Below are 21,909 nucleotides of genomic sequence, written 5' to 3' on the forward strand. Positions count from 1 at the left end.
TTGGTACGTTCACGCGATGCCCGGGCGCGCCCGGACTCGGTTGACTGGGGCGTCCACTCCCCCGCCCGGCGGAAGGCCACCGGCATGTACCGCGCCACCCCCGTCCGGCCGACCGTCGTCCTGGTGCACGGAGCGTTCAGCGACGCCTCGTGCTGGGCGGGGGTCGCCGAGCGGCTCCACGCCTCCGGACTGGCCGTGCGCGCCCCCGAGAACCCGCTGCGCGGTCTGGAGCAGGACGCGGAGCGCCTCAAGAACGTGCTCCGGGACGTCGACGGCCCCGTCGTACTGGTCGGCCACGGCTACGGCGGCGCGGTCGTCACCCACGCGGCGACCGATGCCGAGAACGTCGTGGCCCTCTGCTACGCCGCCGCGTTCGGCCTCGACACCGGCGAGTGCGTCCGGGACATCTCGAACCGCTTCGCCCCCCGGCCGGTGTCCGACGCGACCGTCGCCGCGCTCCTTCCCGGCGGCCCCGGCAGCGGACTGCACCTCCGTGAGGATCGCTTCCCCCGCCTGTACGCCGCCGACCTGCCGCCCGCGACCGCGCGGACCCGGGCCGCGGCGCAGCGCCCGATCGCCCCCGGCGCGCTGACCACCGGATCGGGCCCGCCGGCCTGGGCCTCCCGACCGTGCTGGTACGCCATCGCGACCGCCGACCGCATGCTCGATCCCGCCGCCCAACGCTTCATGGCCCAGCGCATGGCGGCCACCGAGTACCTGCTGGACGCCTCGCACGCCGTGGTGCTGTCCCAGCCCGACGCCGTGGCGGCGATGATCCGGGAGGCCGTCGAGCACACCGGCGACGACGGTGCGCGGCCGGGCTTCCGGACACCGGGAGCAGACGGAACCCCGGGGGGTGTTTAAATGGCGTTCAAACGGAAGAGCCCGGCTGGGCCGTCTGTGACGGCACTCACTCTTCCCTCCCCACGCACGACCGACCCCGGTCACCCCGCCACCCCGTGAAGGCACCAGCATGATGTCACCGGCCAGCTCGTCGGTGCGGCGGATCGCCGCCCTCCTGACCGGAACCGCCGTCCTGGCGCCGGCCCTCGCCGGGTGCGGTGCCGACACCGGCTCCCGGTCCGCCGAGGGCGAGGTCACCTCGATCACCGCGCTCGACTACTACACCGACGAGCCCGAGCACGCCCAGTGGGGCGAACTGCTCGACGCGTGCGGCCGGAGCGCCGGTGTGGAGGTCGAGCAGACCAGCGTCCCGGGGGCGTCCCTCATCCCCAAGGTCCTCCAGCAGGCCTCGTCGCGGACCCTGCCCGATCTGCTGATGCTCGACAACCCCGACCTCCAGCAGATCGCCCGGACCGGCGCGCTGGCCCCGCTGGACGAGTTCGGCATCGACGCCGACGGGTTCGCCGAGGGCATCCGGTCGGCGGGCACCTACCAGGGAAAGGTGTACGGACTGGCCCCCAACGTCAGCACCGTCGCCCTCGTCTACAACAAGGACATGCTCGCCGAGGCCGGCGTCGCCGTGCCGAGGACCTGGGAGGAGCTGAAGACGGCAGCCGCCGCGCTGACCCGCCCCGGGCGCTACGGCATGGCGGTCGACGCGAACGCGACCTTCGAGGGCACCTGGCAGTTCCTGCCCTTCCTCTGGTCCAACGGCGGCGACGAGCGGCAGCTGGACACGCCCCAGGCCGCCCAGGCGCTCCGGCTCTGGGTCGACCTGGTGAACGGCGGGTCGATGTCGAAGTCCGTGCTGAACTGGACGCAGGCCGACGTCCACGACCAGTTCGTCGCCGGGAAGACCGCCATGATGATCAACGGCCCGTGGCGGATCCCGGCCCTGAACCAGCAGGCGGGCCTGCACTGGGACGTGGCGCCCGTGCCCGTCCCGCAGTTGGGCCGAACCGCGGTCACGCCGCTCGGCGGCGAGGTGTGGACGGTCCCCAAGGGCCCGTCCAAGGCCCGGCAGGAGAAGGCCGCCCAGGTCCTCGCCTGCCTGAACACCTCCTCGAACATGCTCACCCTGGCCAAGGACCACTTCACCGTTCCCTCCCGCACCTCGGCGGCCGCCGAGTACGCCGCGCAGACCCCGTCGATGGCCGCCTTCGTCCGGAGCGTGGAAGCGGCACGCGCCCGGACCACCGAGCTCGGCGTCGACTGGCCCGCCGCCGCCACGGCGATCTACACCGCGGTCCAGTCCGCGCTGACGGGTGAGCGGACCCCGGAGGAAGCCCTCAGGCATGCGCAGCGGCTCGCGACCGGCAACTGACCGGCTCCCGACGCGGTTCACGGCGCGGTTCACGGCGCGGTTCGCGGAGCGGGCGGCGCAGTGGATGTTCATCGTGCCGGCCGCGGCCTACCTGGTGCTGTTCTTCGGCGTTCCGCTCGTCCGGAACATCGTGATGAGCTTCCAGCAGTACACGGTCACGAGTTTCCACACGGGTGACGCGCCGTTCGTCGGACTGCGGAACTACGCGGGGGTCCTCTCCTCGCAGCTGTTCCCCGGGACCGTGCTGACCACGGTCCTGTTCACCGTCGGCTCGGTCCTGGGGCAGTTCGCGCTCGGTCTGGCCTTCGCCCTGTTCTTCCGGCGCCGCTTCCCGCTCAACAACGTCCTGCGCTCGCTCCTCCTGCTGCCCTGGCTGCTGCCGCTGGTCGCCTCCGGAACCGCCTGGCGGTGGATGCTCGACACCGACACGGGAGCCGTCAACGCGGTGCTGCGCGGCCTGCACCTCTCGTCCTCCGGCGTCCCCTGGCTCACCGGCACCTCGCAGGCGCTGGTCTCGGTGATCCTCGTCAACATCTGGGTCGGCGTCCCCTTCAACACCGCGCTCCTGTACGGCGGTCTGCAGGAGATCCCCACCCAGCTGTACGAGGCGGCGCAGCTGGACGGCGCCGGGCGGCTCGCCTCGTTCCGCCACATCACCTGGCCACTGCTGCGGCCCGTGGTGGGCGTCGTGCTGGTGCTGGGCGTGGTCTACACGCTCAAGGTGCTGGACATCATCCTGGTGGTGACGGGCGGCGGACCCGCCAACGCCACGGAGACCCTCGCCACCCAGTCATACGAGCTGTCCTTCCGACAGTTCGACTTCGGACGCGGTGCCGCGATGAGCAACCTGCTCGTGATCCTGTCCTTCGTGTTCGCCCTCGTCCACCTGCGCACCGGCAAGCGCGCCCGGACCGCCGGGGAGGGGACCTCGTGAAGCGCGCGCCCGGCCGCCGCGGACGGCTGTCCACCCTCGTCGGAACCGCCCTGCTCGCGCTGATGCTCTTCCCCGTCTACTGGATGGTGAACGCCTCCCTCCAGCCGGCCGGCGGCACCGCGCGGGGAGCGTGGTTCCCGCTCGACCCCGACTTCGGCGGATACACCACCGCGCTGCGCGACCAGGGGCCCAACCTCGTCACCAGCCTCGTCGTGTCCCTCGGCAGTGTCGTGCTCAGCCTCGCGCTCGCCGCACCGGCGGCCTACGCCCTGGCCCGGTTCCGGCTGCGCGGGACGAGACTCGTGCTCCTCTGTGTCCTGGTCACCCAGATGGTGCCGGGCATCGTCGTGGCCAACGCGCTCTACGGCGCCTACAACGACCTGGGACTCCTGAACTCCCGCCTCGGGCTGGTCCTCGCCGACTCCACCATGGGGATCCCCTTCACGATCCTCGTCCTGCACGCGTTCATGCGGAGCATTCCCGGGGAGATCATCGAGGCCGCGCGCGTGGACGGCGCCGGCCCGCTGCGGGTCTTCCGCTCCGTGGTGCTGCCCCTGAGCAGGAACGCCCTGATCACCTCCGCCGTCTTCACCTTCCTCTTCGCCTGGGGCGACCTCCTCTTCGCCCTCACCCTGACCACCACCGACCCGGTCCGGCCGATCACCCTGGGCGTCTACCAGTACCTCGGTGCCCACACGAACCAGTGGAACGCCGTCATGGCCACCACGGTCCTGGCCTCCGTTCCCGCCGCCGTGCTGCTCGTCCTCGCCCAGCGCCACCTCACCGCCGCCGCCACCGACGGCGCCCTCAAGTGAGGGGCGGCTCGGACCGGCCCGGTCCGAGCCCACACCTAGTAGGTTCACGCGATGTGCCGCCGGCGGCCGGCTGGCAGGGTGGTGTGCCGGAAGGCACACCAGCGGAAGGACCGGAGTCCATGGCACCCGGCGTTCAGGACGTCAAGGAGGGGAGCGCGTTCCTCTCCACCGCGCGCCTGTCCGCCTCCGACCGGGCTGAGGTCTGGCACGAGACGGTGGCCCGCACCTTCATGCCGATGACGGTGCGATTCCTCGAAGAGGTGCCGTCCCCCGGAACGATCGTCAGCCATCAGCTGGGCCCGGTGCGGATATCGCGGATCGAGGCGGGACCGCAGATGGTCACCCGCGGCACGCGCATGATCGCCGCGGGCGGGCCTCCGTCGCTCATCCTGAGCTTCCAGGAGCGCGGCACCGCGCTCAAGGAACAGGACGGGCGGAAGTCGCTCATCCGGCCGGGCGAGTTCTCCCTCACCGATTCGTCCCGCGTCTTCCGCAAGCAGATCGACGAGGACTTCGCCTTCACCTCCTTCCACTTCCCCCGCGCGGAGCTGGACGTCCCGGAGAAGGCTCTGCGGGGCCTGACCGCGACGGCGTTCAACCGCTCCGACGGCAGCGCCGCGCTCCTGGCGACCTATCTGACGCAGATGGCGCGCGAGGCGGAGCGGCTGGACGAGGGCGTCGGACGCCGGGCCGCGGCGACGGCGCTCGACCTGCTGGCGATGCTCGTCGACGAGCGCAGCGGGAGCGCCCGGCCGCAGGAGTCACAGAGCGCGGCCTCGTTGGAACGGGTCAAGGACCACATCCTGCGCAACCTCCGCGATCCCGACCTCTCACCGTCCAGGATCGCCGAGGCGAACTACATGTCGCTCCGCTTCCTCCACAAGCTGTTCCAGCAGGAGGGCGTCACCCTCGGCACCTGGATCCGCACCCAGCGGCTGGAGCGCTGCAGCCGGGACCTCCTGCGACCGATGGCCGAGGATCTCGGGGTGGCGGGGATCGCCCGGCGCTGGGGCTTCACCAACTCCAGCCACTTCAGCCGCACCTTCCGCGAGGCGTACGGCGTGTCCCCGCGGGACTGGCAGACCGGCGTCAGGCCGACGGACTGACGCGCCCGCCGCCGCCCCGCCTCCGTCAGCGGTCAGCCGGACCGACTCCTGCTCGCTGCCGAAGTCGCGCCGCGTCGACCCCGGCCAACCACTGGCGATGGCTCCCGCGGCTCTGCTTCGATGGCGCCCATGAGTGACGAAGGACTCCGCCGGATCGCGATCCTGCTCTTCCCCGACGTCGAGGAACTGGACGCCGTCGGCCCGTGGGAGGTGCTCTCCTACTGGACGCGCAAGTTCCCCGAGGACGGCTGGCGCGTCGACTGCGTCTCACGGGACGGGGCTCCGGCGCACTGCGCCAAGGGCCTCACGATCCTGCCGCACTTCTCCCGCGACGAGATGCCGCCCGCCGACGTCGTCCTGCACCCCGGCGGGCAGGGCACCCGGCCGCTGATGGAGGACGAGGACCACCTCGCGTGGGTGCGCAAGCTCTCCGAGGAGGCCTCGCTGACCACCAGCGTGTGCACCGGCGCGCTGGTGCTGGCCAAGGCCGGTCTGCTGCGCGGCCGCGCGGTCACCACCCACCGGACGTCGCTCGACCTGCTCGCCGAACTGGAGCCCACGGCCGAGGTCCGCCGGGACTCCCGCTTCGTCGACGACGGCGACCTCATCACCTCCGCGGGCATCTCCGCCGGGATCGACATGGCGCTGCACCTGGTGGCGCGGCTGCACTCGGTCGAGCGGGCGCGCCAGGTCCGCCACGGCATCCAGTACGACCCCGAGCCGCCGGTCTAGCCGGCGGCGGGGGCCGCGGGCGCCGGTGCTTCGCCACCGGGTCCTCGGGCCCTGCCCCGTCCTCCGGGCGGGCGAGCCGGTCCATGGTCCCGTCCGGTGCGACCAGAGCGATGCCGGACCTGGGCGGCGGTGGTGTCGGAGCAGGGCATGCGGTCGCCTCATGGCTGATTCAGCACGGATTACCCGAGGGTCGGGCTGCCCCGTGGTCGGGCGCTCCCATGGTCGGGCTATCTCAGGGTCGTGCCGGCGGGGCGGTCGAGCAGTGCGAGGTCGGCGCGCGAGGGCAGGCCCTCCCAGTCGCCGCGTGAGGCGACGGCGAACGCCCCGGTGCTGGTCGCCCGGTCGAGGCGGGCCTCGGCGTCGAGGCCGTCGAGCCGGCCGGAGAGGTAACCGGCGACAAACGCGTCACCCGCTCCGACGACGTCCACCACGGGCACCCGGCGGGCCGGCACACTGACCCGGCCGGCCGCCGTGGTGACGGTCGCGCCGTCGCCGCCCCTGGTGATCACCACGTCGCGGCGGCCCTGGGCGAGCAGCGCGGCAACGGCTTCCTCCTCGGGGAGCGAGGGGTCCTCGCAGACCAGGTGCAGTTCGTCGGCCGAGGCGACGAGGACGTCGGCGGACCGGGCGAGCGGCAGGAGGACCGAGCGCGCCCGGGCGGGACTCCACAGCCGGGAGCGGTAGTTGACGTCGAGGCAGACGGTCGCGCCGAGTGCGCGGGCGTGGTGGGCGGCGGCAACGACGGCGTCGGCGGCCGTGGTGCTCAGCGCCGGGGTGATGCCGGTGAGGTGCAGCAGTCGCAGGCCGGGGGCGAGCGCGGGCAGGACGTCCTCGGCCCGGAGTGCGGATCCGGCCGAGCCGTGGCGGTGGTAGGAGACCTGGACGAGGTCTCCGACGCGTTCCTCCCGTGCCATCAGTCCCGTGGGCCGGCCGTCCGGGTCGGTCCGGGCATGGCTGATGTCGACGTCCTCGGCGCGCAGGGTCCGCAGCACCAGGGCGCCGAACTCGTCGTCGCCGACGCGGCCCACCCAGCCCGCGCGGTGCCCGAGCCGGGCCAGGCCGATCGCCACAGTGGACTCGGCGCCGGCCACGGAGAGCCGCATCGGGGCGCCGAGCCGGATCGGGCCGGTGGCACGCAGGGCGGCCATGGTCTCGCCGACGGTGACGACCTCGGGAAGCGTGGCGGTCATGCGGCCGCCGCCGTCCCGGCCAGGCGGTCGCGCCAGTGGGCGGCGCGGGCTCGCAGCGCGGCGAGGTCGCCGCCGCGGGCCGCGTCGCCGATCAGCGGTGAGCCGACTCCGACCGCGACCGCGCCGGCCGCGAGGTAGGCGAGGGCGAGGTCGGCGTCGATTCCGCCGACGGGGACGAAGGGCACCGCGGGGAACGGGTCGCGCAGCGCCTTCAGGTAACCCGGGCCGCCGAGCGAGGCAGGAAAGAGCTTGACCGCGAGGGCGCCGTGCTGCCGGGCGGCGATCACCTCGGACGGGGTCAGGGCGCCGATCAGCAGCGGGAGTTCACCGAGGTCGCCGGGGCGCAGAGCGCCACCGAGCCCGGGGGTGACGAGGAAGCCGGCGCCCGCGGCGGCGGCGCGGGCCGCGTCCTCGGCGGTCACGACGGTCCCGGCACCGAGTACGGCGTCGGCACCGAGCTCGTGCCGAGCCCGCTCGATCACCCACGGGGCGTCGTGCGTGGTCAGGGACACCTCGACGGCCGTGATGCCCTCCTGTGCGAGGGTGAGGACGGTGCGCAGCGCCGCTTCGCGGTCGGTGCCGCGCACGATGGCGAGGGTGCGGTGCGGTAGTGCGTCGAGATCCATGGGGGTCTTCTCAGCTCGCGCGGGCGGTGGCGGTGATCCGCAGCTCCCAGCGCAGTTCTCCTGCGGCGGGCACGATGGCGGCGTCGGCCGGACCGGCGTCGGCGAGGTCGAAGACCGCGCCGAGCATGGGTTCGACACCGATGCTGCGGTAAGGGGCGGGGAGGGGGAACCCGCCGAGGTTGCGCCAGAGCGCGACCGAGACGGGCACGGCGGCGGCGCTGTGCAGGGAGAGGGTCAGGGTGTCCGGGCCGTCGGTGACGGTCACGCCCGCGCAGTCGGTGAGGACGGCGCCGACGGCGGTGCCGTCGTCGGGCCCGAGCCGGTCCAGTGGCAGGCCGCCCGGGATGGGCCAGCTGCCCGTCAGATGGCGGGCGCCGGTGGGCCAGGGGCGGTCGATCAGGTGGGCCGCCTCGGGGAAGAGCCTGGTGGGCGTGCCGGTGGGGGCGGTCAGCCGGGCACCGGGGCCGACGTCGAGCAGGGCGTGCGCGGCCCAGACGAAGCGGTAGCCCGGGCCGGCGGACAGCCGGTAGGCGGCCCGCAGCCCGGCGGTGCCCTGGTCGATGTGGCGGCGCAGCCGGAAGTCGGGGCAGTCCAGCACGTCGGTCGCGCCGACGCGCCGCCAGGGCCGGGACCAGGCGTCGCCGTGGTCGGGCGTGCCGCGCACGGTGGGGACGCACTCCTCCAGGCCGCCGACGTCGACGAAGGCGTCGCCGGGGGCGACGGTGTCGCGCGCCGGATCGGGCCGGTGCCAGAGCCATTCGCGACGGCCGGCCCGCAGCGAGGTCCACCGGCCGCCGTGGGCGAGGTCGGTGCGGACGTCGATCGGCAGGGTGGCCGGTGCCGGGTCGTCGGTCACCATTCCGCGAACGCTCCGTCCTCGTGGTGCCAGACGGGGTTGCGCCAGCGGTGGCCGGCCTCGGCGGCGCGTCGTACCGCGTGCTCGTCGATGTCGATGCCCAGGCCCGGTCCGGTGGGGCGGGCGGCGTGGCCGTCGACGAAGCGGAACGGGGTGGGGTCGAGGAGGTGGTCGAGCAGGTCGTTGCCGCGGTTGTAGTGGATGCCGAGGCTCTGTTCCTGGATGAGGAAGTTGGGTGTGGCGAAGGCGATCTGGAGGCTGGCGGCGAGCGCGATCGGCCCGAGCGGGCAGTGCGGGGCCAGCGCGACGTCGTACGCCTCGGCGAGAGCGGCGATGCGCCGCACCTCGGAGATCCCGCCGGCGTGCGAGAGGTCGGGCTGGGCGACGGCGATGCCGGAGGCCAGGACGTCGCGGAAGTCCCAGCGGGAGAAGAGCCGTTCGCCCACCGCGATCGGCACCGAGCTGGACTCGACCACGCGGCGCAGGTCGCGGGAGTGCTCCGGGAGGACGGGCTCCTCGACGAACAGCGGCTGGAGCGGTTCCAGCAGCGGGAGCAGTCTGCGGGACATCGCGGTGGACATCCGGCCGTGGAAGTCGACCGCCACGTCGCGGTCGTCGCCGAGGGCTTCGCGGACGGCGGCCACCCGGTCGACGACCTCCCGGGTGCGGGCCGGGGTGTCGATGTGCCGGAGCCGTCCGGAGCCGTTCATCTTGACGGCCGTGAACCCGGCTTCGGCCTGGGCGCGGGCCTGCTCCGCGACATCGGCGGGGCTGTCTCCGCCGATCCAGGCGTAGACCCGTACGCGGTCGCGCACCGGACCGCCGAGCAGCTGGTGGACGGGGACGCCGTGGACCTTTCCGGCGATGTCCCACAGCGCCTGGTCGATGCCCGCGACCGCGCTGGAGAGCACCGGCCCGCCCCGGTAGAAGCCCCCCTTGGTGAGGACCTGCCAGTGGTGCTCGATCCGCAGCGGGTCCCGGCCGATCAGGTGGTCGGAGAGTTCGTGCACGGCGGCGCGGACGGTCTCGGCGCGCCCTTCGACGACGGGCTCCCCCCAGCCGGTGACGCCCTCGTCCGTCGCGACGCGCAGGAAGAGCCAGCGCGGCGGGACGAGGAACGTCTCCAGTGCCACGATCCTCATCCCGGGTCTCCCTGGCAGGTCGTGCGGAGGAGGTCGTGCAGGTCGTCCGTGGCCTGGGTCAGCAGCCCGGCCACGGCCTCGGCCGCGGCGCCGGGGTCCTGGGCGCGAACGGCCTCCAGGACCGCGCGGTGCGCGGGAAGGGGGTCGGCCCAGGACTCGGCGCCGTGCACGATCCGGTCGCGGACGCGCAGGCCCGCTTCGATGACCACGTCCATCCGGGTCAGCAACTCGTTGTGGGCGGCGGCCAGGAGGGTGCGGTGGAAGAGCAGGTCGGCCTCCACCAGGGCGTCGGCGTCGTCACCGGCCGCGGCCATCCGGTCCAGTGCCTCGGTGAGCCGGGCCAGGTCGTCGTCGTCGCGGCGCCGGGCGGCCAGTCGGGCGGCGGCCGGTTCGACGATGGAGCGGACCTCGGCCAGGTTGTCGAGGAAGCCCTCGTGCGGAACGCTCCGGCCCTGCCAGCGCAGCAGGTCGCTGTCCAGCAGGCTCCAGTCGGAGCGCGGGCGCACGTAGGTGCCGCGCTTCTGGCGCGACTCGATCAGCCCTTTGGCGGCGAGGACGCGCAGGGCCTCGCGGACGACGGTCTTGCTGACGCCGAGTTCGTGCTCGATCCGCTCCGGGTACAACGAGGTCCCCTGCGGGTAGGTGCCACGGACGATCCGCTCGCCGAGGATCTCCACGGCCTGTCCGTGCAGTCCGCGTGGGGGTCGGTTCACGTGCTCGCTCCAGTTCGAAGGTGTGCGGCCGCTCGGCCGAAGCCGATCATCCCCTTCATGCCGAGGCCTTGACGACGGACCAGCCACCGTCCACCACGAGGGTGGTGCCGGTGATGTACGAGGCGTCGGAGGAGGCCAGGAAGGCCACGGCCGCGGCGACCTCCTCGGGTCGGCCGAAGCGCTTGGCGGCGGTCCCGGCGACGCTGGCGGCCCGGGCCCGCTCGTCGACGCGGTCCCAGGCCGCCGTCATGATCGGGCCGGGGAGCACGGTGTTCACCCGGACCTGCGGGCCGTACTCGACGGCGAGTTGACGGCCCATGGAACACAGGGCGCCCTTGGCCGCGGCGTACGCGGGGTGGCCCGGGATGCCGACGAGCGCGTGCACCGACGAGGTCAGCACCAGCGCGCCCTCACCCGTCCGCAGCTGCCCCGCGAAGGCGCGCACGGCGAGCCAGGAGGCCTTGAGCGTGACGGAGAGCTGCCGGTCCCACTCCGCTTCGGTGAGCTCGTGAGCCGGTTTGACGGTCACGGTGAAGGCGTTGCTCACCAGCACGTCCAGTCGCCCGTAACGGTCCTGGACGTGTGCGGCCAGTTCGTCCCACACGACGGCGGCGGACACGTCACCGTGCCGGTACTCGGCCCGGCCGCCCTCCCGGGCGATGGACTCGACCAGCGCCCGGCCGGCGTCGTCGTCGAGGTCGACGGCGATCACCGCGGCGCCCTCGGCGGCCAGCCGCCGAACCGTCGCGGCGCCGATGCCGTTGGCGGCGCCGGTGACCAGTGCGACCCGGTCCTGGAATCTGCGGCCTGTCTGCTCGGGCATGGCCTCACCGTAGCCCTTGGCATTAATGATGGAAATATCTCGCGCAGGACACGGTGGCCGTGGGCTTCGACGACAGGGTCCGACACTGTCGGGCCGCACCCGCAACAAGCCGCGCATACTCCTGACGCACCCTCATGGGATCGAATATCATCGGACATCCGAGTCACGGACGGGTGGGGAGCGGATCATGACCGAGATCGGATTGGCCCAGGCCATCGAGCAGTTGAAGACCGAACTCCAGCAGGCCATCACGGCCAATGAGCCCGGGTCCCTCCAGTTCCCGGTGAAGGGCGTGGAGATCGAGCTGCAGGTCGGCGTCACCAAGGAGGGCGGCGCGAACGGCGGCATCAAGCTTCACGTGCTGTCGCTCGGCGCCTCCGGCAAGTACGCGAAGGAGTCCGTCCAGACGGTCAAGCTGTCGCTCGGCGCGCCGGTCACGGCGACCGGGGAGCCCGTCAAGGTCTCCGAGCGGGCCAAGACGCTGCCCAAGTGAGCAGACGGCACACGTGAGCTCTCCGAGTTTTCAGCCGCTCTATGTCGAGACCGCGCAGTACGACGGCGAGTTCTGGGTCCTGGGGTCCGGCTATCTGATCGGCGGCCCGTGGGTCCTGACGTGCAGCCACAACCTGACGTCCGGGGACGTCATGGTCCGCGGCTACGAGGCTTCCGACGAGTCCGGCTGGTCTCCTGATGCGGCGCCGAAGCACACCTGGCAGGCGTCCGTGGAGCTGTCCTGCGATCCGGACGTCATCGACCTGGCCCTGCTGAAGCTCAAGGACGGGCCGGCCGGGATCCCGCGCGCCCGCTTCGCGCGGCTACCGCGCAACCAGGTCGTCCGCCATGCCCGGAGCATAGGCTTCCCGCACTACGGGCAGACGCGGGACGACCAGGGCGAGCAGGTGAGGACCCGGGTGCATCTGTACGGGGACATTCCGACCGAGGACTCCAGGGACAGCGGTCTGCTGACGTTCAACGTGGAGAAGCCGCCGAGGTACCTCCCGGAGGGCTCGCGCTACAGCGGCATGTCGGGTGCCGCGGTCACCGTGGGCGGGCAGGTGGTCGGCGTGGTCCGCCAGGACGCCAAGCGTGATGCCTGGGCCCTCTCGATCGTGCCGATCACCAGCCTGGGCGCGCTGGACTCGGAGACGCTGGGTCGTTGGCAGGAGGTTCTGGGCGAGGAACTCGGCACCCTCACCACGGTGGAGAGTCCGCCCGAGGACAGGCCGGTGCCCGCACCCCGGGTCCCATCGAACCGGCTTCCCCTCGCTCCGCCCGGCACGTCCGCGACAGTGCTCGTGGTGCCGGACTTCGCGATCCTCACCCGTCCCGACAGCGCCGAGGTCTTCGAGAGCATGCTCGCCGACCTGCTCAGGCTGAGGGACACCTACGGCTACCTCAAGCCCCAGGTGCTGCTGATACCCGGAGGGCTGGTGCACGAGCCGTCGACCGAGGCGTACCGCGCGGGGAGCCTGGCGCTGAGCCGACTCCTGACGGCCCTCGAACTGACGCCGGACCAGCTCGTCGTCGCGCCAGGGCCCAACGACGCCTGGTTCATGCCGGACGGGGAGAAGCGCTGGGACGACCTGATCGGCATGCTCAACGGCCTCGGCGCCGTGCCGGCACCCGACCGGCTCACCCGGGAGCGTCCCTGGGCCTGGCGGGAGTTCGCCGCGCAACGGATGGCCATTGCCGTGCTCAACTCCGGCATGTCCCGACGGGGTGAGCTCCGGGCCCGGCTCGGCCGGCCCCAGCTCGACGACCTGGCCGAGCGGGCCAGGCTCCGGCGGGCGGAGGGCTGGCTCTGCGTGGGCCTGGTCCACGGCTCGCCCGCGCACCCCGAGACCGAACGCATCGTCGACTCGGACCTGTTCGGCGAGCTCCTCGGCCCCCACCTCCATCTGGTCGTGCACGGCAGCCCACGGCCCTATCCGCACCGCTTCGACCATCTGGGTTCCCTGCCGGTGATCGGCGCCAGCGGCTACTCCACCGGCGGCTACCAGATCCTGGACCTCGGGCCCAACCCCACTCTCTGGGCACGCGTGTACAACCCCAACCGCGAGGAGTGGACCGGCGACACCGATGTCGGCGTCGAACCGCACCAGTGGTCACGTCGGCTCTGGTGAACCGGGTGTCGCCCGTCGCAGGTCTACTCCTCGTCGGGTTCCCGTGCGGCCGAGTACAGTCGGTTGAGGGCCCGCAGCCGGAAGTTGATCCCCAGCGTCCGGTCGGCGCTGACCTCGGCCAGCTCCTCCTGAACCGCGGCGGCCAGGCTGGGTTCCAGGGCCACCAGACGCAGGGCGATGTCGACCTGGGCCTCGCTACGGGACGCGAACAGCCGGCTGACGGTCGCCGCCCCCGTCTTGTCGTTGCGCAACTGGTCCCTCAGCAGGCCGAAGTTCTTCCGGTAGAGCAGATCGACCCGGTTCAGCAGTGCCGTGCGAAGGCGTCCCCACCCGCTCTCCGGCCCGTCCTCGGGCTCCAGCGCCGCGGTCATGTCGATGAACTGCTGCCAGCGCAGCAGTTCATTGATCTTCTCGGTCGAGGAGGAGCCCCTTCCGCCGATCCCCCCGAAGGATTCGGTTTCGACGTCCTTGATCCGGGTGAGCGTACCGTCGGCGTAGTAGCGCTCGATGCTGGAGAGCCGGTCCCGCGCGGCCTCGCCCAGTGGGACGGGGATGCGGGTATCCGGCCCGAACCGGTTCTGGAGGATCACGTCGACCGACAGCTCGCCGCGTGCGAGCCGGTCCCAGTCGAGGTTGACGGTCGGCTTGAGCGTCGTCCCGGTGAAGTCGGCGACGAGTGTGAGCGAGGCGCCCAGCTCCGACTCGATGCCCTGCTCCAGCTCCGCACCCACCTCCTCCTCGGTCACCGGCGCCGACGGCTCCGCCTCCGGTTGTCCCGCCGGTCGTTCGGGGACGGGAAACCGGTCCGCGCTCCGGTCATTCATCACCGTCCTCCTGGCTCTCCGGCGGCTGAACGGGCGGGCGGGGCCTGATCTTCATCGCGAAGTCCGTCTCGCGCAACTTCGGGACGATGACGAAGTCCTCGTCATCGTGCCCGATCCGCCCGATTCCGGTCGCCGCTTCGAGGTACCGGTCGACCACGTTGTTCCACGTGTCGTCCAGCTCCGTCGCCGAGACCACCCGGCGCTCCGAGCGTGGGTGCGCCGACTGCACGATGTCAAGCACCAGTGTCTCAAGCGCCTCCTCCTCGAAGCCGGGGGGAACCGCGTGCCCCGACGCCTCCGGTTCCGCGATGTCTCTCGCGAACCTGTCGAGGGAGGCGCTGTCGGCCGACAGGTCGTTCTGGTCGAGGCTGTCACCGAGCCACAGCTTGACGTTCTGGTAGCGGCGGAAGTGGGACTGCGCGAACACGCCCTCACCACGCCACTGTTCACTCGCCCACTGCGACATCCAGGTCGGGCAGAACAGCGTCAGACGGCAGCTGCTCCTGCGTCGGCACTCCTCCACCCAGAGCTCGGCCGCGTTCTCCAGCAGTGTGCGCCAGGAATCGTCGCCCTCGGCCGGCAACTCGCCGGTGTAGCAACCGATCACATGCTGCTCGACGGGTCCGGCGAGCTGAGCCGTCAGGGCGATCAGCAGGTCTCGGAGATGTCCGCCCTCCTTCCGCACGGTCACCCCGCCGCCTACGGCCAGCTCGCGATCCAGCCACTCCGCGGCGCTCCGACGCACCTGCTCGCTCTCCACACCCACGATCCTGATCTCGCGCTGCTCCTGGTGCCTGGCGAGATCGTCCAGCTCGGCCCGGGCCAGCATCGGCTGGACCGGGGAGCTGCGCGGGCGCCACAGGGCACCCGTCCCGCGGCCGTGGGTGGCGGCCACGGAGCCGAGCAGCGGCATCGAGGCCTGGTTGAAGGCGTCGGCGACCCTCTCGAACCAACCCCCGTTCGCCATGACGCGGACTTCCTCGTCTCCCTCGGCCTCCTCGTACTCGAACAGCGGATTGGCCTGGAAGTCGTCGAAGACCGTGTGCCGTCCGATGCGGTGAACGGTGAGATCGTGCGTATCGGGGACCATCCAGTGCAGCGGCGCGTTCTTGCTGCACCATCCCCAGCAGTAGACGTCCCGGTAGTCCTTCAGGTACTCCTTGAGCTCCGACTCCATGTCCGTGATCCGCGTCTTCAGCCTGCGAAGGTCCTCCGACTGCGACTTCTTCAGACTGTTCCAGTAGTCGGTGAGCAGCGCCGCGCCGATGTCGACGAAGAGCGGCCTCGACCTGCCGCCGCGACGGAAGGCCGAGCGGATGGACTCCCGGGAGTGGGTCTCCAACGAGATCTGCTCGAGGTCGTCCACACCGTTCTGCAGGGTACTGAACAGCCTCAGGCCGGGATCACCCGCGATCACACAGCTCAGCCGGCCGGAATTGAGCAGGCCGGCGACAACCTGGATCGCCCTGAGATCGAGGTTGCCGACGGGCGCGGTGATGCTCCTGGCGAAGTCCAGCGCATCACTCACCAGGGCGTTCCGGTTGGTCAATCCGGCCACGGGGCCTGCGATACTGGCGTAGCTGTCGCCCGCCAGGGTCTCCGTCAACCCGAGGTGGTTGGGATGTCCGAGCAGCCGGGCGGTGCCGTCGAAGCCCAGGATGAGCACGCCACGGTGGGTCCTGTCGGTCAGCAGGTAGGCGATCAGCTCACTGATTCCGTCCACCGGTTCACCCGCCCAGCTGCCGGAGGAGCGAGAGGTCCAGCGAGGGCGCCTCGGTCCAGGCGTCCAGGGGCACCACACCGTTCTGCCGTTCGGCGGACAGCGGATCGAGGTACGGCCCGTACCTGCGGTCCAGATCGGTGGCCATCGTGTCCTGGCCGATCCTCTTGAGCGCGGCCCGCGACTCCCGGACCCACTGCTGCAGGTGCATCCGGCCCTGTCCCTTCTTCTCCTCGTCGAGGGCGCGCATCAGCGCCTCCTGACCGAGTACGGCGTCCGCGCCACCGTCCGCGCCACCGTCCACGCCGACGAGCAGGTTGTCGACGGCCCGTGAGACGGACTTCTGGATGTCACCCGGAGTCAGGCCGTGCGAGTGCCGGGCCAGGGCCGGGATGTCGATGTCGGGCGAGCACAGCCGTTGGGCGACCCGGGCGAGGTGGATCCGGAAGATCTCCACGCGTGTCGACTCGTTCGGCAGTTCCACCGGGATCACCCGGTCGAAGCGGCGCAGCAGCGCGAGGTCCACCGACCACAGGCGGTTGGTGCAGCCGAAGAAGAGCAGCGCGGCGTTCTGCTCCTTGAGCCGGTCCACCTGCTGCAGGAAGTGGCCGGCGAACTCCTGGCGGAAGTCCTGGCTGATGGACTCCCGGTTCATGCCGAGCCCGTCGATCTCGTCGCAGAACAGCAGGGAGGGCTGCGCGTTCAGGGCCCGGTCGAACGCCTCGGCCAGTCTGGACTCGCTCTCGCCGACGTACTTGCCGTAGATCTCCTCCATGCGCAGGCGGAACAGCGGCAGCTCCCGTCCGTGCCGACGGCGGTACTCCCCGGCGAACGCGCGCACGACGTAGGTCTTGCCACAGCCGGAGGGACCGAAGAGCAGCAGGGAGCGGGTGGCCGGCTGGCCGAACTCGGCGAGCCGGCGTCGTGTCTCCCCCGCGTCGGGGTCGCCGAGGTAGACGTCGAAGATCTTGCGCAGCTCGGAGCTGAAGGAATCCGCTCCGTCGATGCCGCCCACGGTGTCGAAGGCCGGCTCCTGCGAGGCCGGGCCGACCGCGCCCGCGTCACGCGGTCGCGCGGCGGGGAGCGTGGCCGGGAGGCGGGGGTGGTCGGGTACGAGGCCGGCGAGCAGCTGGAGATCGGCCAGCGAGCGGGCGGAGTCGCCGGCGAGCTGCCACCGGTGGGCCCTGGCCGCGAGGACCTCGGCGCGCAGGCCGTCGCGGACGACGGCGGGCAGCGTGGAGACCTCCAGCATCCGGTCGAGACGGTCGCAGAGGCCGGTGTCGGCCTCTTCCGCTCCCCGGCCCGACTCGACGTCCCCGAGCAGGCCGTGCAGGGTTTCCGCCAACCGCCGGCGGACCTCCGTCTGCTGGGTACTGCGGCCGAAGGCCATGAGGAGGTAGCGGACCGCTTCCTCGGGCTCGCCCTGTCTGAGGGCGACTTCCGCGCGCAGCGCCGCGGCGTCGGAGGCGGCGCCGTTGATCTCCAGTGCCCGGTCCAGGTCCGCGGCCACCAGCTCCAGGACCTCCTCGTCCAAGTCCTCCTCGTCCTGCATGAACACGTATGCCCGGGCGTAGTAGGGCTCCCACGCCGAACCGTCCTCGATGATCGCCTCGGTGAAGGACTGCATGGCCAGGACCGGGTCGCCCGAGTCGAGGGCCGCCAGACCTTCCTCGTACGCTTCGCTCGACTCGCTCATGCCGCTCCCCAACCCGCCGGCTCCGTGGGCCAGACGACGAACCTCGGGCCCTGTTCCCTGCCTTCGGACATCCTGAAGTGTGCTGCGCCGCCGAGTCCGGGCGGATCGGCGGACAGGCTGTGAAGTCGGGCTCCTGCCGCGATCTCCAGGAGCCCGACGCGCTCGCGGGGAAGCGCGCCGACCAGCAGCTCGTCGAAGCCCCGGACCGCACCGAGCGCGGCGGCGGTCGGCTCGACGGCCGAGGCGACCAGCGCGTGCCGCCCCGGCCGGACCAGCGCTGCCGGCAGGTCCGCCTCCACCGCCGCGTCGACCAGCACGCAGACGCCGGGCGGACTGCCGAACCGCTGTGCGTCGCCGCGCCCCCACAGCCGGGACGGCCGAGGGCGGTCGCCGCCGCTGCCGCTCCCCGCCGGGGACGACGGTTCGGGAGAGGGCGCGCGCTCCTCCGCGGCCTTGGCCGCTTCGATGATCTCCCTGTCCAGTGCTTCCTCGCGGCGCTTGAAGGCGAGCGGAGTGGACATGAAGTCCTCGTCCGCGCTGCCCGGGGACGGCGGGTCCGCGGGCCGGTCGGCGTCCGCCAGCAGGGTCTCGGCGCAGAGGGCGAGCTGGAGCGTCGCGGTGAGCCGATCACCCACCGGGACCTCCAGACACGCCGCCATGCCCGCCCCCGGGACCGGCCGGGGCGGAGTCGCCCAGGCCAAGGACAAGGCCCGGGCCACGGCGCGCACCGCGAGCTCCACCCGCTCGACCAGGAACACGGCGCGGCGCAGGTCCAGTGCCCTGTCGTAGCGCAGGCCGGCGGCGCTGTCGACGGCGGCGCAGGCGAACTCGCGGACCTTCTCCGCCGAATCCCTCCACACCGACCGGGTGCTGTCCTCCAGCGCCTCGACGACCGGATCCAGGCAGGCCGCGGCGGCCGGATCCGCGCACGGCGGCAGTCCGTCGGCCAGCACCGTCCGGACCGTCGCACGCAGTGCGGCGGACCGTGCGATCTCGCCGGGCCAGGGCCGGTCGGCGCCGCGCCTGCCGGTCATGTCCAGCCGGTGCCACCGGTCGTTGACGCCCGCTTCGACCGAGCGCTCGGGCCGCACCAGCAGGACCGTCCAGCCGGCCGCGGCCAGGTGGGCTCCGACCCGGGCCGGTACCCGCCCCTCGAAGGGCGGCCCGAGGAGAAGGACCCTGCTGCCCTCCCCGACCCGCAGCGCGGCCTGTCCACCGCCGTCGGTCATCCCGATCGGTACGTCGACCCGGGGCGCGGCCGACGAGGGCCGGGGGGCGCCGCCGCGGGCCGGCGGCCGGGCCGGTCGCAGGGGGCGGCCTCCGGTCCGGTCCACGGCGCCGATCGCCACCCGCCGCGGGCGTCCGCCCAGGACCGGACCTCGGGAGTCCGGCCGGAGGGGCACCTTGGGTGTCCGGAACCAGCCGCTCTCCCGGGCGGCCCAGGCCACCTGCCGCCGCAGCGCGTTGTGGTGCGTGCCGAGCGGGACGGCACCGAGATTCCCGAGGAAGTCGGGCACGAATCCGGCGGAGTCGTTCTCCAGGAGCCAGGCCACCAGCCGGAGCCCACCGTCGAACACGGCGAACTCGCCGTCGGCGGACCGCGGGTCCAGGGTGACGTCCTTGAGGAAGCCGAGCTCCCGCGCGGCCTCCGCGAGCACCTCCTCGTCCCGGCTCAGCTCCCGCTCGCTCCGCTCCGGGACCCGGTCGGTTCCCACGGCGAGGCGGAAGCACGCGTAGGCTCCCGGCCGGTCCCCCGCGCGCTGCAGGCTGAGGCCGGCCAGGACGAGCAACTCCCGTCGATGGGTGTTCCGTACCGCGATCCCGCGGGCCGCGATGTCCAGCAGCACCTGTTCGACCACGATCCGCGGCTCGCCGAGATAGTGGAAGGCGTGGGCCAGCCAGGCGGTGAACTCCCCCTCGGCCCGGGGCAGTCCCCAGGCGATGCGCGACAGCGGCAGGGTCCGGTTCTGCCAGGGCTCCAGCGGTGCGTCACCGAGGATCGCGTTCAGGCGCCTGAGGTCGGCGTCGGCGTCCCGGGGGCCGATCGGCCAGGGCGAGGCCTGCCGCGGGGGCGGTTCGCCCTCCGCGCAGATGCGCGCTTCGAGCCGGACCAGCGCGGCGATGTCCTCCCACGCCACCGCTCCGTCCGTCCTGAGTTCACGGGCGTGCCGGGCGCACCTCAGCGCGAGCCCCGGCGACCCGCACGCGTACCAGGCGTCCGCGAGCGACCGCCACCACGCCAGGTCCGTCCGGCGGTCGTCCTCCAGCACCCGCTCCAGCGTGGGCAGGTGCGCGGCGAGGTCGGGGTGCGACGGCTCCACGCCCTGCGCGGACGCGGTCGGCGCGGGCGGAGCGGCCCAGCCCATGGTGTCGGTGAACGCCTCCGCGAGCCGGCCGAGGCGGGCCCCGGCCGGTTCCCCGGTGCGCGGGTCAGCCACGGTGGAGGACCCCTTCGGTCTGCAGGTAGACCTTTCCGGAGCCGTCGCCGCTCAGCCCGGTGATGCGGTCCTCCTCGTCCTCGCACACGACGTGGTGGACCAGTTCGAGGGTGTGGAGATCGAAGAGGCACAGTTCGCGCGCTCCCCCGTCGTCGAACAGCACGTGCCATCCCAGACCGCTGACAGCGGCCTGGACGACCGGCTTCCCGTTCCACGGCCGTGGGAGCTCGGCGGCGGCCGAGGGGGCCCAGCCGTCCTCCACCGCCTTCCAGGTCCGCAGCGTCCCCTCCTCGTTCGCGAGGAGCACGGGGGGCGCGAGCGGGCCTCCCAAGCCGTTGTCGCCGACGAAGACGCTTCCGCGGCCGGGCAGCGGCCCGGACGCGCGAGCGGCGAGGAGGATCTTTCCCTCGGACCCGACGGTGCACTCGTACCGGTACCAGGTCGTGGCGGAGCGCAGCCAGAGCCCGCCCTCGACCGCCACGATCTGCTCCGGGGCGCCGTCCGTGTCGGGCAGGTCGGCACCGCTCACCTCGAAGCTGAGGTCGCCCTTGCGCAGGGCGGCGGTGTCGATGACGGGGAACCGGATCAGGCCCGACCCGGTCAGCACCCAGACGTGGCCGTCCGGCGCGTGGGCGACACAGACCGGGGGCGACTCGGCGCGCACCGAGAAGGTGAAGAGCGAGGTCAGGTCCAGTCGTTGCAGCTTGTGCTTGTCGAGGGAGTAGGCGCAGTAGTCCGTGCCACCGATCGAGATCAGGCCGCGCAGCCCGGGCGCCCTGGCGAGCGGTGTCAGGACGTCCGACGGCCGCCTGAACCGGGCCAGTCGGCGCTCGAACTCCTCCAGGTCCGTGACGGCCCGGGGATCGGCGGACACCGCCTTCGCCGCGCGGACCAGGAACCGCACCGTCGCCAGGCCGGATTCCTCCGCCCGGTCCTCGGCGAGCTCGTGGAACAGGCGGGCGACCGCGCCGTCCGCCGGCATGCCGAGTAGGGGCAGCAGGTCCGCGAGCGCGGGCGGGCCGTCCTGCTGCTCCCGCAGTCCGCAGGAGGCCAGGTACCTCTTCTGCGCCGACGCCGGATCGCCTCCCGTGGCGACCGCGAGCTCGTAGTCGCTGATCTCGACGAGCTCCGCGCCGCGCATCCGCCAGAACCCGGCCGACCGGCCGCGCGAGCCGATCGAGGCCACGCAGGAGACGTACCACGGTTCGGGGAAGTGGTCCTGGTGCAGACGGTGGTCCAGGTCCGACATGAAGGGGTCGCCGAAGGTGTGCGAGTGGTACCAGCCGACCACGTACTGGTCCGGCCGCTTCTCCAGCCGTTCGAAGATCGCCCGGATGGACCGCTGGTCGAACTCGAAGTGCGAGGCGCTGCTGTCCCGGCTGGGCATCGCGACATAGTCGTCGACCTCGACCAGGTAGCGGTCGCCGGTGCGGTAGTGCCGCCCCACCAGGACGCCCCCGATCTCCTTGGTCGGGCTGGCACCGGCCTGCATGCGGATGCCGTTGAGCATCCGCTCGCGCACCACCAGGCGCAGGCCCGGCCCGGCCTCCAGGAACCGGGCCAGCGGCGGTGGGTTGTCCTGCGGCAGCTCCCGCCGCACCGGTGAGATCGTGAAGCCCGACTCGTCGACGCTCATCGGGCATCGGCCGCCTGGCCGGCCCGGGCCTGCCGGGTCATGACGAGCGTGTGGTGCGGCTGCACCCCGGCGCCGGCCAGTGTCTCGGTCTCGTTGAGGAAGCGGTCGCCCTCGCGCCACAGCAGCCGGTAGGGCACGCGCCTGCCGTTGTCGTCCTGCTCCCGGAAGGGCATGCCGGGGGTGGCGATCAGCTTGACGATGATCGACTGGACGAGCACGGTGTCGGGCAGTTCGAGGTCCCACTGTTCGGTGACCATCGTGGTGGCGAGGACGACGGGGATCGGGTTCTGCGCGGTCATGGCTGGCAC

General features: G+C 72.4%; 20 protein-coding genes. 8 read left to right on the forward strand and 12 right to left on the reverse strand.

Features of this window, described 5'->3' with window-relative positions:
* Positions 1–84 precede the first annotated feature (84 nt).
* The 6 genes from ACFU9E_RS07465 (at position 85) to ACFU9E_RS07490 (ending at position 5,814) form a co-directional block, all read left to right on the forward strand.
* Complete coding sequence (locus tag ACFU9E_RS07465) at positions 85–864, forward strand: alpha/beta fold hydrolase (RefSeq protein WP_380678992.1); 780 nt, start codon at positions 85–87, stop codon at positions 862–864.
* Positions 865–973: 109 nt separating this feature from the next.
* A complete protein-coding gene (locus tag ACFU9E_RS07470; protein ID WP_380678989.1) occupies positions 974–2,227 on the forward strand; it encodes an extracellular solute-binding protein in 1,254 nt (417 codons plus the stop codon).
* Between the two features lie 64 nt (positions 2,228–2,291).
* Positions 2,292–3,161, forward strand: coding sequence for a carbohydrate ABC transporter permease (locus ACFU9E_RS07475; protein ID WP_380714838.1), 870 nt, complete (start codon positions 2,292–2,294; stop codon positions 3,159–3,161).
* Positions 3,158–3,976, forward strand: coding sequence for a carbohydrate ABC transporter permease (locus ACFU9E_RS07480; protein WP_380678983.1), 819 nt, complete (start codon positions 3,158–3,160; stop codon positions 3,974–3,976). The genes ACFU9E_RS07475 and ACFU9E_RS07480 overlap by 4 nt, the downstream gene beginning before the upstream one ends.
* 119 nt (positions 3,977–4,095) lie before the next feature.
* Positions 4,096–5,082: a helix-turn-helix domain-containing protein gene (locus tag ACFU9E_RS07485; RefSeq protein WP_380678980.1), complete on the forward strand. Its 987-nt coding sequence runs from the start codon at positions 4,096–4,098 to the stop codon at positions 5,080–5,082.
* A 129-nt stretch (positions 5,083–5,211) separates the two neighbouring features.
* Complete coding sequence (locus ACFU9E_RS07490; protein WP_380678977.1) at positions 5,212–5,814, forward strand: DJ-1/PfpI family protein; 603 nt, start codon at positions 5,212–5,214, stop codon at positions 5,812–5,814.
* Positions 5,815–6,041: 227 nt separating this feature from the next.
* Here the strand turns inward: ACFU9E_RS07490 and ACFU9E_RS07495 are convergent, their stop codons facing one another.
* Genes ACFU9E_RS07495 through ACFU9E_RS07520 form a run of 6 tightly spaced genes read right to left on the reverse strand, consistent with a single transcriptional unit; the run spans position 6,042 to position 11,164 of the window.
* A complete protein-coding gene (locus ACFU9E_RS07495; RefSeq protein ID WP_380678974.1) occupies positions 6,042–7,004 on the reverse strand; it encodes a sugar kinase in 963 nt (320 codons plus the stop codon).
* Positions 7,001–7,630 carry a bifunctional 4-hydroxy-2-oxoglutarate aldolase/2-dehydro-3-deoxy-phosphogluconate aldolase gene (locus ACFU9E_RS07500; RefSeq protein ID WP_380678971.1) on the reverse strand — a complete coding sequence of 210 codons (630 nt, stop codon included), beginning with the start codon at positions 7,628–7,630 and terminating at the stop codon, positions 7,001–7,003. The genes ACFU9E_RS07495 and ACFU9E_RS07500 overlap by 4 nt, the downstream gene beginning before the upstream one ends.
* Positions 7,631–7,640: 10 nt before the next feature.
* Positions 7,641–8,489, reverse strand: coding sequence for a hypothetical protein (locus ACFU9E_RS07505; protein ID WP_380678968.1), 849 nt, complete (start codon positions 8,487–8,489; stop codon positions 7,641–7,643).
* A complete protein-coding gene (gene dgoD / locus ACFU9E_RS07510) occupies positions 8,483–9,628 on the reverse strand; it encodes a galactonate dehydratase (protein WP_380678965.1) in 1,146 nt (381 codons plus the stop codon). The genes ACFU9E_RS07505 and dgoD overlap by 7 nt, the downstream gene beginning before the upstream one ends.
* Complete coding sequence (locus ACFU9E_RS07515; RefSeq protein ID WP_380678962.1) at positions 9,625–10,341, reverse strand: FadR/GntR family transcriptional regulator; 717 nt, start codon at positions 10,339–10,341, stop codon at positions 9,625–9,627. Before ACFU9E_RS07515 ends, dgoD begins: the two co-directional genes overlap by 4 nt.
* Positions 10,342–10,396: 55 nt before the next feature.
* Positions 10,397–11,164, reverse strand: coding sequence for an SDR family NAD(P)-dependent oxidoreductase (locus tag ACFU9E_RS07520; RefSeq protein WP_380678959.1), 768 nt, complete (start codon positions 11,162–11,164; stop codon positions 10,397–10,399).
* Between the two features lie 187 nt (positions 11,165–11,351).
* On the opposite strand from ACFU9E_RS07520, the gene ACFU9E_RS07525 reads away from it, so the two are divergent.
* Both ACFU9E_RS07525 and ACFU9E_RS07530 read left to right on the forward strand, forming a co-directional pair.
* Positions 11,352–11,657, forward strand: a complete 306-nt coding sequence (locus ACFU9E_RS07525) for a trypco2 family protein (protein WP_380678956.1) — start codon at positions 11,352–11,354, stop codon at positions 11,655–11,657.
* A 13-nt stretch (positions 11,658–11,670) separates the two neighbouring features.
* On the forward strand, positions 11,671–13,287 hold the full coding sequence (locus ACFU9E_RS07530; RefSeq protein ID WP_380678953.1) for a trypsin-like peptidase domain-containing protein: 1,617 nt from the start codon (positions 11,671–11,673) through the stop codon (positions 13,285–13,287).
* 23 nt (positions 13,288–13,310) lie between these two features.
* Here the strand turns inward: ACFU9E_RS07530 and ACFU9E_RS07535 are convergent, their stop codons facing one another.
* The 6 genes from ACFU9E_RS07535 to ACFU9E_RS07560 all read right to left on the reverse strand — a co-directional run bounded on the left by ACFU9E_RS07535 (position 13,311) and on the right by ACFU9E_RS07560 (position 21,900).
* Entirely contained in the window at positions 13,311–14,033 is a 723-nt protein-coding gene (locus ACFU9E_RS07535; RefSeq protein WP_380678950.1) for a hypothetical protein, read from the reverse strand.
* A gap of 70 nt (positions 14,034–14,103) precedes the next feature.
* A complete protein-coding gene (locus ACFU9E_RS07540) occupies positions 14,104–15,834 on the reverse strand; it encodes a hypothetical protein (protein WP_380678947.1) in 1,731 nt (576 codons plus the stop codon).
* Positions 15,835–15,838: 4 nt separating this feature from the next.
* Positions 15,839–17,527, reverse strand: a complete 1,689-nt coding sequence (locus ACFU9E_RS07545; RefSeq protein WP_380678944.1) for an AAA family ATPase — start codon at positions 17,525–17,527, stop codon at positions 15,839–15,841.
* Entirely contained in the window at positions 17,524–19,965 is a 2,442-nt protein-coding gene (locus ACFU9E_RS07550) for a hypothetical protein (RefSeq protein WP_380678941.1), read from the reverse strand. The genes ACFU9E_RS07545 and ACFU9E_RS07550 overlap by 4 nt, the downstream gene beginning before the upstream one ends.
* Positions 19,958–21,601, reverse strand: a complete 1,644-nt coding sequence (locus ACFU9E_RS07555; RefSeq protein WP_380678938.1) for a Mov34/MPN/PAD-1 family protein — start codon at positions 21,599–21,601, stop codon at positions 19,958–19,960. The genes ACFU9E_RS07550 and ACFU9E_RS07555 overlap by 8 nt, the downstream gene beginning before the upstream one ends.
* Entirely contained in the window at positions 21,598–21,900 is a 303-nt protein-coding gene (locus ACFU9E_RS07560) for a hypothetical protein (RefSeq protein WP_380678935.1), read from the reverse strand. The genes ACFU9E_RS07555 and ACFU9E_RS07560 overlap by 4 nt, the downstream gene beginning before the upstream one ends.
* Positions 21,901–21,909 lie beyond the last annotated feature (9 nt).

This window comes from Kitasatospora sp. NPDC057595 (assembly GCF_042800875.1).
GTDB lineage: Bacteria > Actinomycetota > Actinomycetes > Streptomycetales > Streptomycetaceae > Kitasatospora.

Coding starts and splice junctions, on each gene's coding strand:
- ACFU9E_RS07555 (WP_380678938.1), bottom strand. CDS start 21,601: ATGAGCGTCGACGAGTCGGGCTTCACGATCTCACCGGTGCGGCGGGAG.
- ACFU9E_RS07490 (WP_380678977.1), top strand. CDS start 5,212: ATGAGTGACGAAGGACTCCGCCGGATCGCGATCCTGCTCTTCCCCGAC.
- ACFU9E_RS07470 (WP_380678989.1), top strand. CDS start 974: ATGATGTCACCGGCCAGCTCGTCGGTGCGGCGGATCGCCGCCCTCCTG.
- ACFU9E_RS07525 (WP_380678956.1), top strand. CDS start 11,352: ATGACCGAGATCGGATTGGCCCAGGCCATCGAGCAGTTGAAGACCGAA.
- ACFU9E_RS07560 (WP_380678935.1), bottom strand. CDS start 21,900: ATGACCGCGCAGAACCCGATCCCCGTCGTCCTCGCCACCACGATGGTC.
- ACFU9E_RS07475 (WP_380714838.1), top strand. CDS start 2,292: ATGTTCATCGTGCCGGCCGCGGCCTACCTGGTGCTGTTCTTCGGCGTT.
- ACFU9E_RS07495 (WP_380678974.1), bottom strand. CDS start 7,004: ATGACCGCCACGCTTCCCGAGGTCGTCACCGTCGGCGAGACCATGGCC.
- ACFU9E_RS07505 (WP_380678968.1), bottom strand. CDS start 8,489: ATGGTGACCGACGACCCGGCACCGGCCACCCTGCCGATCGACGTCCGC.
- ACFU9E_RS07485 (WP_380678980.1), top strand. CDS start 4,096: ATGGCACCCGGCGTTCAGGACGTCAAGGAGGGGAGCGCGTTCCTCTCC.
- ACFU9E_RS07520 (WP_380678959.1), bottom strand. CDS start 11,164: ATGCCCGAGCAGACAGGCCGCAGATTCCAGGACCGGGTCGCACTGGTC.
- dgoD (WP_380678965.1), bottom strand. CDS start 9,628: ATGAGGATCGTGGCACTGGAGACGTTCCTCGTCCCGCCGCGCTGGCTC.
- ACFU9E_RS07545 (WP_380678944.1), bottom strand. CDS start 17,527: ATGAGCGAGTCGAGCGAAGCGTACGAGGAAGGTCTGGCGGCCCTCGAC.
- ACFU9E_RS07500 (WP_380678971.1), bottom strand. CDS start 7,630: ATGGATCTCGACGCACTACCGCACCGCACCCTCGCCATCGTGCGCGGC.
- ACFU9E_RS07465 (WP_380678992.1), top strand. CDS start 85: ATGTACCGCGCCACCCCCGTCCGGCCGACCGTCGTCCTGGTGCACGGA.